This is a genomic window from Cellulomonas sp. S1-8, assembly GCF_026184235.1.
GTDB lineage: Bacteria > Actinomycetota > Actinomycetes > Actinomycetales > Cellulomonadaceae > Cellulomonas.
Map to the genome: position 1 here is coordinate 1,263,111 of NZ_CP110806.1, position 12,309 is coordinate 1,275,419.

Here is a 12,309-nt window from a genome sequence, read left to right on the forward strand (position 1 = left end):
CGTTGTCCTGGACGTTCCCCACACTGTAATGACCCCGCGACCCGACGGCCGCCCGCCGGTGGGCCCCGGGTCGCACCAGCCTGGGTTTGTGACCAACCCCACAGGCCCCGGGGGTGCCGCGGGGACCTCCGTCCCCCGCGCCCCCTTCGCGTCCGGTGGTTCGGACGGGACGGGGCGGGGTCGGCCGCTACCGTTGCCGCATGCCGGACGCGCCGATCCATGACTTCCACGCCGTCGTGCCCGCGGGAGGCGCCGGGACGCGCCTGTGGCCGCTGTCGCGCGCCGGGCACCCCAAGTTCCTGCTGGACCTCACGGGAGCGGGCCGCACGCTGCTGCAGGGCACGGTGGACCGGCTGCTGCCGCTCACCGGCCCGGGCCACGTCCTGGTCGTGACGGGCACGCGCCACGCGGCCGCGGTGGCCGCGCAGCTGCCCGAGCTCGGCCCCGAGCACGTGCTCGCGGAGCCCAGCCCGCGCGACTCGATGGCGGCGATCGGCCTGGCGGCGGCGGTCCTCGCCGAGCGCCACGGGCCCGACGTCGTCCTCGGGTCGTTCGCGGCCGACCACGTCATCACCGGGCTGCCGCAGTTCGAGGCGACGATCCGCGAGGCCGTCGCGGCGGCGCGCACCGGCGTCGTCGTCACCGTCGGCATCCGCGCGACGGAGCCGTCGACCGCGTTCGGCTACGTGCGCAGCGGTGACCCGCTGGGCGCACAGGGTGCACCTCACGCCCACCGCGTCGTCGGCTTCACCGAGAAGCCCGACGCGCAGACCGCGGCCGAGTACCTCGCAACCGGCCGGTACAGCTGGAACGCCGGGATGTTCGTCGTCCGCGTCGGTGTGCTGCTCGACCACCTGGCCGCGCAGCTCCCGACGCTGCACGACGGCCTGCGGACCATCGCCGCCGCCTGGGACACCGCCGACCGGGACGCACGGCTGGCCGACACCTGGCCGGGCCTGACGAAGATCGCGATCGACCACGCGATCGCCGAGCCGGTGGCGGCCGCCGGGGGCGTCGCGGTCGTGCCGGGCACGTTCGGGTGGGACGACGTCGGCGACTTCGCGTCGCTCGGCACGCTGCTGGCTGCGGCTGCGGCTGCCGGCGGAGACGGCGACGGCGACGGCGACGCGACGCTGGGCGACGCGGCGCACGTGCTGCGGATCGACGCCGACGGGGCGGTCGTCGTCACCGGCGGTCGCACGGTGAGCGTCGTCGGCGTGCCCGACGCGGTCGTCGTCGACACCCCCGACGCGCTGCTCGTCACGACGCGCGCGCACGCGCAGCAGGTCAAGCAGGCCGTCGACGCGTGGCGCGAGCGCGGGCGCGACGACCTGCTCTGACCGTGCGCCCGTGGTGCTCCCGCGGGCGCCAGCGGGCCCCGGGGTGCCACGGCGATACCCTCGGACCGTGCCCACCCCTGCCGTCGACCACCCCACCGTGCCCGTTGCCGCGCAGGACGTCCCCGCGCTGCGCACCCTCGCCCCCGGGCCGACCGACCCGGTGGCGCGCGCGCTGGCGGCCACGCTCGACGAGCTGCGGGCCGAGCTGGTGGCGATCAGACGCGACCTGCACGCGCACCCCGAGCTGGGGCGGACCGAGGAGCGCACGACGCGCGTCGTCGCCGAGCGGCTGCGCGCGGCCGGCCTGACGCCGCACCTGCTCCCCGGGACGGGCCTGTGGTGCGACATCGGCCCCACGGTCGTCGCGACGGGCGCGCGCCGCATCGCGCTGCGGGCCGACCTCGACGGCCTCCCGCTCCCGGACACCTGCGGCCTGCCGTGGGCGTCGGTGCACCGCGGGATCACCCATGCGTGCGGGCACGACGTCCACACCACGGCGGTGCTCGGCGCCGGGCTCGCGCTGGCGCGGCTCGCCGCGGCCGACGGGCTCGACGTGGGGGTGCGCCTCATCTTCCAGCCGGCCGAGGAGGTGCAGCCCGGCGGCGCGATCGACGTCGTCAACGAGGGCGGCCTGGACGGTGTCGGGGAGATCTTCTCCGTGCACTGCGACCCGAAGCTCGACGTCGGGCTGGTGGGGACGCGGATCGGGCCGATCACGTCGGCGTCGGACGAGGTCACCGTCACGGTCACGGGGAGGGGCGGCCACACGTCCCGGCCGCACCTCACCGGCGACGTCGTGTTCGCCCTCGGCCAGGTCATCACGCAGGTGCCCGCGGTGCTGGGCCGCCGGCTGGACCCGCGATCGGGCGTGAACCTCACGTGGGGTGCGGTGCGGGCCGGGACGGTGCACAACGCGATCCCGGCGACGGGCACGGTCATGGGCACGCTGCGGTGCCTGGACGTGCGCGCGTGGGAGCGGGCGTCGGCGGTGTTCGAGCAGGCGGTGGAGTCCGTCGTCGCACCGCTCGGCGTGGAGGTCGAGGTCAAGCACCAGCGCGGCGTGCCGCCGGTGGAGAACCGCGCCGAGAGCACGGAGGTGCTGGAGGCGGCCGCCCACGACGTGCTGGGGCCGCAGTCCGTGCGGCTGACCGAGCAGTCGCTGGGCGGCGAGGACTTCGCCTGGTACCTGACCAAGGTGCCCGGTGCCATGGCCCGGCTGGGCACGCGCATGCCGGGCGGGCACACGTTCGACATCCACCAGGGCGACCTGCAGGTGGACGAGCGGGCGATCGAGGCAGGGGCGCTGCTGCTCGCCCGTGCCGCCCACCTGGCGGGTCGACGCGCGGTCTCCTAGGGCGTCTCGCCCCTCGGACAACGCGACCGAAGGTCGGGACGAGGTTGCGAATTCATCACGGAACCTGCGCGGATACCCAGCGGTAACAACGCCGTGACGTGCGGGTGCCTAGTGTCCGAGGTGATCAAGCCGACCGGTCCCGGACCTCGGCGGTGCGACGGTGCGCCGTCCGTGACCCGGGACGACCGTGCGGCGCGACGTCGAGACGCAGGAGAACCGCCGTGAAGAAGAACATTCGAGTGGCCGCACTGGGTGGGGCGGTCGCCCTCGCGCTCGCGGCGTGCGGCAGTGCGCCCGAGGCCGAGCCGGCAGCCGGGGGCGACGAGAGCGCAGCAGCCAGCGACTTCAAGGCGTGCGTCGTCTCGGACGCCGGTGGCTTCGACGACAAGAGCTTCAACCAGCTCAGCTACGAGGGCACCAAGGAGGCGGCCGAGGAGCTCGGCGCCGGCTTCGCCGAGGTGCAGTCGGACTCGGAGGCGGACTTCGCGACGAACCTCGAGAGCCTCGTGGCCGAGAGCTGCAACGCGATCGTCTCCGTCGGCTTCGCCCTGTCGGCCGCCACGGTCGAGTCGGCCACCGCCAACTCGGAGATCGACTACATCCTCGTCGACGACGCCGCTGACGCGGAGTTCGACGGGACGACGGACGCCGAGAACATCAAGCCGCTGCTGTACGACACGGCGCAGGCCGCGTTCCTCGCCGGCTACCTGTCGGCCGGCTACTCGGCCACGAGCGGCGTCAACAAGGTCGGCACGTACGGCGGCGAGCCGTACCCCACCGTCACGATCTTCATGGACGGTTTCAAGCAGGGCGTCGAGTACTACAACGAGGTCAAGGGCGCGGCCGTCCAGGTCGTGGGCTACGAGGGCGGCGACAAGGGCTCCTTCACGGGCGGCTTCGCGGCGAACGACCAGGCCAAGCAGGTCGCGGCGGGCATCATCGACCAGGGCGTCGACGTCATCCTGCCCGTCGGTGGTCCGATCTACCAGTCCGCCATGGACGCCATCGCCGACTCCGGCCGTGAGGGCATCGCGCTCATCGGGACCGACGCCGACCTCTTCGAGTCGGACCCCTCGACGCAGGACCTCGTGCTGACGTCGATCCTCAAGAACATGAAGCTCTCGACGTTCGACGCCGTGACGGCATCGGGCAACGGCGAGTTCGACCCCACGACCTACGTGGGCACGCTGGAGAACGACGGCGTCGGCATCGCGCCGCTGCACAACTTCGAGTCGAAGGTCTCCCCGGAGCTCGTCGCCGAGGTCGAGGCGCTCCAGCAGCAGATCATCGACGGCGAGATCACGGTCACCTCGTACCTCAACCAGTGAGCGTGAGCTCGTCCGCATGACACGACGCCCCGGGCGCGCCGGCAACGGCTCACCCGGGGCGTCCGCGTGCGACGATCGCACGGTCGGGCCAGCACGCACCCGGCACTCCACCTGGCACGTCCCGCAGTCCTGAGCCGCACGTCCCGACCCGAGGAACCCGCCCATGAAGCTCGAGCTTCGCGGCATCACCAAGCGCTTCGGCGCGCTCGTCGCCAACGACCACGTCGACCTCGTCGTCGAGCCCGGCGAGATCCACTGCCTGCTCGGGGAGAACGGCGCCGGCAAGTCCACCCTCATGAACGTGCTGTACGGCCTGTACCAGGCCGACGAGGGCGAGATCCTGCTCGACGACACGGTGCAGCACTTCGCCGGTCCCGGCGACGCGATGGCCGCCGGCATCGGCATGGTCCACCAGCACTTCATGCTCGTGCCCGTCTTCACGGTCGCCGAGAACGTCATGCTCGGTCACGAGCAGACGCGCTCGGGGGGCCGGCTCGACCTCGATGCCGCGCGCACCCAGGTGCGCGAGATCGCCGACCGGTTCGGCTTCCACGTCGACCCCGACGCGCTCGTCGAGGACCTGCCGGTCGGCGTGCAGCAGCGCGTCGAGATCATCAAGGCGCTGTCGCGCGACGCCCGCGTGCTCGTGTTCGACGAGCCCACCGCCGTCCTGACGCCGCAGGAGACCGACGAGCTCATGGGCACCATGCGTCGGCTGCGGGACAGCGGCGCCGCCATCGTGTTCATCACGCACAAGCTGCGCGAGGTCCGCGAGGTCGCGGACCGCATCACGGTCGTGCGCCGCGGTGCCGTCGTCGGCGAGGCCGCTCCCACCGCGACCGACGCCGAGCTCGCCTCGCTCATGGTCGGACGCCCCGTCGAGCTCACCGTCCACAAGGAGCTGCCGCAGCGCACCGCCGGCGGGTTGCGGGTCACGAACCTGCAGGTCACCGACGTGCGTGGCGTCGTCCTGGTCGACGACGTGTCGTTCGACGTGCCCGGTGGCGAGATCCTCGTCGTCGCGGGCGTGCAGGGCAACGGGCAGACCGAGCTGGTCGAGGCGCTCGCCGGGCTGCAGGTGCGCGCGGCCGGCAGCATCGAGCTCGACGGCACGCAGCTCGTCGGGCGCACGGTGCGGCAGGTGCTCGACGCGGGCGTCGGGTACGTGCCCGAGGACCGCACGCGGGACGGGCTCGTGGGGTCGTTCACGGTTGCCGAGAACCTCGTGCTCGACCGCGTCGACGGACCACCCTTCGTGCGCGGCGGAGCACTCCAGCTGCGCGTGCGCGACGCGTTCGCGCGCGAGAAGGTCGAGGAGTTCGACATCCGCACGCAGGGCATCGACGCCCCCGTCGGCCGGCTGTCGGGCGGCAACCAGCAGAAGGTCGTCGTGGCGCGCGAGCTGTCGCGCGACCTGCGGCTGCTGGTCGCGGCGCAGCCGACGCGCGGCGTCGACGTCGGCTCGATCGAGTTCATCCACAAGCGGATCGTCGAGACCCGCGACGCGGGAGTCCCGGTCGTCGTCGTGGCCACCGAGCTCGACGAGGCCGTCGCCCTGGGCGACCGGATCCTCGTGATGTACCGCGGCCGCGTCGTCGGCATCGTCCCGTCCGACACCCCCCGCGACGTGCTCGGCCTCATGATGGCCGGCGTCGCCCCCACCGAGGGAGAGGCCGCGTGAGCGAGCCGCAGCACCCGACCGGCGGCGACGTGGCCGTGCCCGGCGTCGTGGCGACCGACGTAGGAGGCGACGACGCCGGTCCCCCGGCGGTCGAGCGCGACGCGCGCTGGGCCGAGGCGCTGGCCCGTGTGGTGTCCGGTGGCTGGGCCGTCTCGCTCGGTGCGGTCGTGCTCGCGGTGCTCGCGGGCTCCGTGATGATCGCGTTCACCGACGAGAACGTGCAGGCTGCGTCACAGTACTTCTTCGCACGTCCGGGCGACCTGTTCGCCGCGGTGGGGCAGGCCGTCGGCGGGGCCTACGCGGCGCTGTTCCGCGGTGCGGTCTACAACTACACGGCCGACTCGTTCGAGCAGGCCATCCGCCCGCTCACGCAGTCCATGACCTACGCGACCCCGCTCATCGCCGCGGGCCTCGGCCTGGCGGTCGGCTTCCGGTCGGGCCTGTTCAACATCGGCGGGCAGGGGCAGATGCTCATGGCCGCGGCCGGTGCCGGCTGGGTCGGCTTCGCCTGGGACCTGCCCGCCGGGCTGCACGTGGTCGTCGCGATCGTCGTGGGCGTCGCGGCAGGTGCGCTGTGGGCCGGGATCGCCGGGCTGCTCAAGGCGATGACGGGCGCGCACGAGGTGATCGTGACGATCATGCTCAACTACGTGGCCTTCTACCTGCTGGCGTACCTGCTGGCCACCCCGGGCCTGCTGCAGGCGCCCGGGTCTGCCAACCCCAAGACGCCGCCGATGGCTGATACGGCGCTGCTGCCGCGGCTGCTCGGCCCGGAGTTCCGCCTCCACCTGGGGTTCCTGCTCGCGCTGGTCGCGGTCGTGCTCGTGTGGTGGATCCTCGAGCGCTCGCGGCTCGGGTTCGCGCTGCGCGCGGTGGGGGAGAACCCGTACGCCGCCCGCGTCGCCGGCATCGACGTGCCCCGCTCGACGGTCCTGGCGATGCTCGTGTCCGGTGCGCTGATCGGCCTGGCGGGCAGCACGCAGGTGCTCGGCCTGATCACGACCGGGTTCAGCAACGACATCGACGCGGGCGTCGGCTTCGACGCGATCACGGTCGCGCTGCTCGGCGCGTCGAACCCCGGCGGGGTGCTGCTCGCGGGTCTGCTGTTCGGGGCGTTCAAGGCCGGCGGGTCGGTCATGCAGGCGTCCGAGAACATCCCGATCGAGATCGTGCTGGTCGTGCAGTCCCTGATCGTCCTGTTCATCGCGGCGCCGCCGCTGGTGCGTGCGGTGTTCCGGCTCCCGCAGCCGGGCAGTCGCGCACCGGCCACGGGCCGTCGGTCGGGCGCCGCGCGCCGCAAGGAGGTCCAGCGGTGACCGCGACGACGGCGGACCGCGTGCCCGCACCCGACGAGGTCGTCGAGCCGCGTCAGGTGACGGTGGTCTCGCGCAAGGTACCGGTCCTGCTCGCGGTGGTCACCGCGCTGTTCGCGCTGCTGCTCGGCCTGCGCCCCCGCGAGGGGGACGCACGGTTCCGCCTCGCGACCCCGAGCGACGTGGTGACCCTGCCCGACCTCGTGGTGCCCGGCACGGCCGCAGGGTGGGTCTGCGCTGCGGTCATGGCGTTGCTCACCGTGCTGGCGTTCGTGCGCGTGGGTCGGCGGCGCCGGGTCCCCTCGTGGGTGGCGATGGCCTTCGCGGTGGCATTCCTCGTCGGCTTCCTCGCGTGGGCGGCCGCCGGCAGCCCGAGCGACATCCCTGCGGTCCGCGTCGTCGGCGGCTCGGTGCTGCTGGCCGTGCCGATCGTCTTCGGTGCGCTGGGCGGGGTCATCGGCGAGCGCGCCGGTGTCGTCAACATCGCGATCGAGGGGCAGCTCCTCGCGGGCGCGTTCTGCGCGGCGGTGGCCGGCTCGGTCACGGGCAGCCCGTGGGTCGGCCTGCTCGCGGCGGTCGTCGCGGGCGTGCTCGTCGGCGCGGTCCTCGGCGTCTTCACGATCACCTACAAGGTCAACCAGGTCATCGTCGGCGTCGTGCTCAACGTGCTCGTCATCGGCCTGACGAGCTTCCTGTACTCGCAGGTCCTGGTGCCGAACGCCGAGCTCAACAGCACGACGCGGTTCTCCAACATCGCGATCCCCGGGCTGTCCCAGATCCCGGTGATCGGCCCGTCGCTGTTCAACCAGACGGTCGTCGTCTACCTCATGTACCTGGCCGTGCCGGGCGTGTGGTTCGCGCTGTACCGCACGCGCTGGGGCCTGCGGCTGCGCGCGGTCGGCGAGCACCCGAAGGCCGCGGACACGGTCGGCATCAAGGTCGAGCGCACGCGCTACCGGGCGCTCCTGGTGGCCGGTGCGATCGCAGGCGTCGGCGGCGCGTTCTACACCGTCGTGTCGGTGTCCGCCTTCGGCAAGGAGATGACCGCCGGCGCGGGCTTCATCGCGCTCGCCGCCGTCATCTTCGGCAAGTGGGACCCCGTCAAGGCGGCGCTCGCGGCCCTGCTGTTCGGCTTCGCCTCGAACCTCGAGGGCGCCCTGAGCATCGTCGGCGCCCCCGTGCCGAGCCAGTTCATGCTCATGCTGCCGTACGTCGTGACGATCCTGGCGGTCGCCGGACTCGTCGGACGCTCGCGCGCCCCGGCGGCGTCGGGCGAGCCGTACGTCAAGGAGTGACCCGAGGAGTGGACATGCCCCGCACCACGCAGACCGTCGACTGGGACGGCCTGCGGGCCGCCGCACGCGACGTCATGACCCGCGCGTACGCCCCGTACTCGAAGTTCCCGGTGGGTGTCGCGGCGCTCGTCGACGACGGCCGCGTGATCGTCGGGTGCAACGTGGAGAACGCGTCGTACGGCGTCGGGCTGTGCGCCGAGTGCGCCCTGGTGTCGATGCTGCACGTCACCGGTGGCGGGCGCCTGGTGGCCTTCACCTGCGTCGACGGGCACGGGGACGTGCTCATGCCGTGCGGACGCTGCCGCCAGCTGCTGTTCGAGCACGGTGGGCCCGACCTGCTGGTGGAGACTGTGCGAGGGATCGTGCCGATGAGCGAGGTGCTGCCCGACGCGTTCGGGCCGGCCGACCTCGTGGAGCGCGCGGCGGACGACGACGGGGGTGCACGATGAGCGAGCAGTTCGACGCGGTCGACGTGATCGTCGCGAAGCGCGAGGGACGCCGGCTCACGGACCCGCAGATCGACTGGGTCCTCGACGCGTACACCCGCGGCGCCGTCGCGGACGAGCAGATGTCCGCCCTGGCCATGGCGATCCTGCTCAACGGCATGGACCGCGGCGAGATCGCGCGCTGGACGGCCGCGATGATCGCCAGCGGCGAGCGCATGGACTTCTCGGGCCTGTCGCGCCCCACGTCCGACAAGCACTCCACGGGGGGCGTCGGCGACAAGATCACGCTGCCGCTGGCCCCGCTCGTCGCGGTGTTCGACGTGGCGGTGCCGCAGCTGTCCGGCCGGGGTCTGGGGCACACCGGGGGGACGCTCGACAAGCTCGAGTCGATCCCCGGCTGGCGGGCGTCGCTCAGCAACGACGAGATGATGCGCCAGCTCGAGGACGTCGGCGCGGTCATCTGCGCCGCGGGCGCCGGCCTCGCGCCCGCCGACCGCAAGCTGTACGCGCTGCGCGACGTCACCGGCACGGTCGAGGCGATCCCGCTGATCGCGAGCTCGATCATGAGCAAGAAGATCGCCGAGGGCACGGGGTCGCTCGTCCTCGACGTCAAGGTCGGGTCGGGCGCGTTCATGAAGGACGTCGACCGGGCGGGCGAGCTGGCCCGCACGATGGTCGAGCTCGGCACCGACGCGGGCGTGCGCACGGTCGCGCTGCTCACCGACATGTCGACGCCGCTGGGGCTGACGGCCGGCAACGCGCTCGAGGTGCGCGAGTCGGTCGAGGTGCTGGCCGGTGGCGGCCCCGCGGACGTCGTCGAGCTCACGGTCGCGCTCGCGCGCGAGATGCTCGACGCCGCCGGACGCCCCGACGCCGACCCCGCGGCGGCGCTGGCCGACGGCCGCGCGATGGACGTGTGGCGCCGCATGATCGCGGCGCAGGGCGGGGACCCGGACGCGACGCTGCCCGTCGCTCGGGAGCACGAGCAGGTCCTCGCCGAGGCGGACGGGGTCCTGACGACGCTCGACGCGTACGCGGTGGGCGTCGCGGCGTGGCGCCTGGGCGCCGGCCGCGCCCGCAAGGAGGACCAGGTGCAGGCCGGCGCCGGCGTGGAGCTCCACGCGCGCCCGGGCGACACGGTCCGCGCGGGACAGCCGCTGCTGACGCTGCACACCGACACCCCCGAGCGGTTCGCGCGGGCCCGTGAGGCCCTCGTCGGGGGCGTCGTCGTCGACCCGCAGGGCGCGCCGGGGGAGCGGCGGGCCCTCGTCCTGGACCGCGTGGCCGCGGGCTGACGCCCTGCCGGTCCCGGTCGCGGCGCCCCCGCGGCAGGGCCACGATGAAGGACGCCCGCTGCCGGCGGATGACCCACCCTGATGGAGGAGCCATGAGCACCGTCCCCGGATCGCAGTCCTGGCGTGACGCCGGGCTGGCGCCTGTCGACACCGCGCAGCCGCTGCGGCTGACGGACTCCGACGAGACCCCCGAGCACCCGGACGGGAGCGACCCGGAGGAGCACGTGCCGACGTCCCCGCGCGCGGACCGCGACGGGCTCGCCGAGGAGGCCGACGTCGCCGAGCAGGCGATCGAGGTCCCGCTCGACGACGAGGACGGCGACGCGTGAGACACCCTGTCTCACCCGTGGTCCCGGCGGACCTCGCCGATCTCGACGCCGCGCTCGTCGCGCTCCCCACGGTCCTGCTGCACGACCACCTGGACGGCGGCCTGCGCCCGGCGACGATCGTCGACCTGGCCGCCGCGGCGGGCCACACGCTGCCGACGACCGACCCCGACGCGCTGGGACGGTGGTTCGTCGAGGCGGCCGGGTCGGGCTCCCTGCCCCGGTACCTCGAGACGTTCGTGCACACGCTCGCCGTCATGCAGACCGCCGACGGGCTGCGCCGGGTCGCCCGCGAGGCGGTCCTCGACCTCGCGGCCGACGGTGTCGTGTACGCCGAGGAGCGGTACGCGCCCGAGCAGCACCAGGTGGGCGGGCTGACGCTGCAGCAGGTCGTCGACGCGGTGGGCGCGGGGCTCGCCGAGGGCGAGGCGCAGGCGCGGGCCGACGGCCACGAGATCCGCGTCGTGCAGGTGCTGTCCGCGATGCGGCAGGCCGACCGGTCGGGCGAGATCGCGGCGCTCGCGCTCGCGAACCGCGATGCGGGCGTCGTCGGCTTCGACATCGCGGGCCCCGAGCAGGGGTTCGGGCCGTCGCGGCACGCCGCGGCATTCCGTGCCGTGCGCGACGCGAGCTTCCCGGCGACCGTGCACGCCGGCGAGGACGGCGGCCTGGACTCCGTCGCCGAGGCGCTGCACGTCGCCGGGGCCGTGCGCCTGGGCCACGGCGTGCGCCTCGCGGACGACGTGCACGCGGGGCCGGACGGCACGTGGCGGCTCGGTGTTCTGGCGCACTGGGTGCGCGACCGGCGCGTGCCGCTGGAGGTGTGCCCGTCGTCGAACGTGCAGACCGGCGCGGCGTCGTCGGTCGCCGACCACCCCGTGACGCTGCTGCGCCGCGCGGGCTTCGAGGTCACCGTGAACACCGACAACCGGCTGCAGTCCGGCACGTCGCTGTCCCGCGAGCACGGGCTGCTGGTCCGCGAGGCGGGCTGGACCTTCGACGACGTCGTCGACGTCACCCTCACCGCGGCGCGGAACGCGTTCCTGCACGACGACGAGCGCCGCGCGCTCGTCGACCGCATCGTCCGCCCGGCGGCCACGCCGGGAACCGCACGCCCCGGGAGGCACCGCGCATGACCACCGACGACACCACCCCCTCGCACGTTCCGCTCGACGCGGTCGGGCTCGCGCGGGTCGTCGACCACACGCTGCTCAAGCCGGAGGCGACGCGCGCGGACGTCGAGGCGCTGGTGGCCGAGGGCCTGCGGCTCGGCGTGTACGCGGTCTGCGTCTCGCCGTCGTTCCTCCCGCTCGAGATCCCCGTGGGGCTCGACGGGGAGCCGGACCTGCTCGTGGCCACCGTCTGCGGCTTCCCGTCGGGCAAGCACCACAGCGACGTCAAGGCCGCCGAGGCGGCGCGGGCCGTGCGCGACGGTGCAGCCGAGGTCGACATGGTCATCGACGTCGGCGCCGCCAAGGAGGGCCGGTTCGCGGACGTCGGCCGGGACATCGGGGTCGTGCGCGCCGCCGTCCCGGCACCGACCGTGCTCAAGGTCATCATCGAGTCGGCGGCGCTGAGCGACGACGAGATCGTGCACGTCTGCCAGGCCGCCGAGGCGGCGGGTGCGGACTACGTCAAGACGTCGACCGGCTTCCACCCCGCCGGCGGGGCGACCGTCCACGCCGTGCGGCTCATGTCGCAGACGGTCGGCGGACGCCTCGGCGTGAAGGCGTCGGGCGGGGTCCGGACCGCCGCGGACGCGCTCGCGATGGTCGAGGCGGGCGCGACGCGGCTGGGGCTGTCCGGCACCGCCGCGGTGCTCGGCGGGCTCACCGCCGACGGCGACTACTGAGTCGCGGCGTCGCGCAGGGATCGCGTGGCCGAAGCGCCGCCGACGCGTCCCCCTCGGTCCGCTCCCTGAGACGCGGCCT

11 protein-coding genes are annotated in these 12,309 nt (G+C 73.9%); all 11 read left to right on the top strand.

Going from position 1 to position 12,309, the window contains the following annotated elements; all coding sequences use genetic code 11:
• Window positions 1–200: 200 nt before the first annotated feature.
• The 11 genes from OKX07_RS05650 (at window position 201) to deoC (ending at window position 12,230) form a co-directional block, all read left to right on the top strand.
• A complete protein-coding gene (locus tag OKX07_RS05650; protein ID WP_265630873.1) occupies window positions 201–1,340 on the top strand; it encodes a mannose-1-phosphate guanylyltransferase in 1,140 nt (379 codons plus the stop codon).
• 67 nt (window positions 1,341–1,407) lie between these two features.
• Window positions 1,408–2,694, top strand: coding sequence for an amidohydrolase (locus OKX07_RS05655; RefSeq protein ID WP_265630874.1), 1,287 nt, complete (start codon window positions 1,408–1,410; stop codon window positions 2,692–2,694).
• Window positions 2,695–2,915: 221 nt separating this feature from the next.
• Window positions 2,916–4,022 carry a BMP family lipoprotein gene (locus OKX07_RS05660; protein WP_265630875.1) on the top strand — a complete coding sequence of 369 codons (1,107 nt, stop codon included), beginning with the start codon at window positions 2,916–2,918 and terminating at the stop codon, window positions 4,020–4,022.
• Window positions 4,023–4,185: 163 nt separating this feature from the next.
• Complete coding sequence (locus tag OKX07_RS05665; RefSeq protein ID WP_265630876.1) at window positions 4,186–5,703, top strand: ABC transporter ATP-binding protein; 1,518 nt, start codon at window positions 4,186–4,188, stop codon at window positions 5,701–5,703.
• A gap of 47 nt (window positions 5,704–5,750) precedes the next feature.
• Window positions 5,751–7,019 carry an ABC transporter permease gene (locus OKX07_RS05670; protein ID WP_265631823.1) on the top strand — a complete coding sequence of 423 codons (1,269 nt, stop codon included), beginning with the start codon at window positions 5,751–5,753 and terminating at the stop codon, window positions 7,017–7,019.
• Window positions 7,016–8,311 (top strand): ABC transporter permease, encoded by a 1,296-nt coding sequence (locus OKX07_RS05675; RefSeq protein WP_265630877.1) that lies wholly within the window; start codon window positions 7,016–7,018, stop codon window positions 8,309–8,311. Before OKX07_RS05670 ends, OKX07_RS05675 begins: the two co-directional genes overlap by 4 nt.
• 14 nt (window positions 8,312–8,325) lie before the next feature.
• Entirely contained in the window at window positions 8,326–8,760 is a 435-nt protein-coding gene (locus tag OKX07_RS05680) for a cytidine deaminase (RefSeq protein ID WP_265630878.1), read from the top strand.
• On the top strand, window positions 8,757–10,052 hold the full coding sequence (locus tag OKX07_RS05685) for a thymidine phosphorylase (protein ID WP_265630879.1): 1,296 nt from the start codon (window positions 8,757–8,759) through the stop codon (window positions 10,050–10,052). The genes OKX07_RS05680 and OKX07_RS05685 overlap by 4 nt, the downstream gene beginning before the upstream one ends.
• A gap of 92 nt (window positions 10,053–10,144) precedes the next feature.
• Window positions 10,145–10,381, top strand: coding sequence for a hypothetical protein (locus tag OKX07_RS05690; protein ID WP_265630880.1), 237 nt, complete (start codon window positions 10,145–10,147; stop codon window positions 10,379–10,381).
• Window positions 10,378–11,514 (top strand): adenosine deaminase, encoded by a 1,137-nt coding sequence (locus OKX07_RS05695; RefSeq protein ID WP_416220832.1) that lies wholly within the window; start codon window positions 10,378–10,380, stop codon window positions 11,512–11,514. The genes OKX07_RS05690 and OKX07_RS05695 overlap by 4 nt, the downstream gene beginning before the upstream one ends.
• Window positions 11,511–12,230, top strand: a complete 720-nt coding sequence (gene deoC, locus OKX07_RS05700) for a deoxyribose-phosphate aldolase (RefSeq protein ID WP_265630881.1) — start codon at window positions 11,511–11,513, stop codon at window positions 12,228–12,230. The genes OKX07_RS05695 and deoC overlap by 4 nt, the downstream gene beginning before the upstream one ends.
• Window positions 12,231–12,309: the final 79 nt, after the last annotated feature.

Coding starts and splice junctions, on each gene's coding strand:
- OKX07_RS05665 (WP_265630876.1), top strand. CDS start 4,186: ATGAAGCTCGAGCTTCGCGGCATCACCAAGCGCTTCGGCGCGCTCGTC.
- OKX07_RS05685 (WP_265630879.1), top strand. CDS start 8,757: ATGAGCGAGCAGTTCGACGCGGTCGACGTGATCGTCGCGAAGCGCGAG.
- OKX07_RS05650 (WP_265630873.1), top strand. CDS start 201: ATGCCGGACGCGCCGATCCATGACTTCCACGCCGTCGTGCCCGCGGGA.
- OKX07_RS05680 (WP_265630878.1), top strand. CDS start 8,326: ATGCCCCGCACCACGCAGACCGTCGACTGGGACGGCCTGCGGGCCGCC.
- deoC (WP_265630881.1), top strand. CDS start 11,511: ATGACCACCGACGACACCACCCCCTCGCACGTTCCGCTCGACGCGGTC.
- OKX07_RS05690 (WP_265630880.1), top strand. CDS start 10,145: ATGAGCACCGTCCCCGGATCGCAGTCCTGGCGTGACGCCGGGCTGGCG.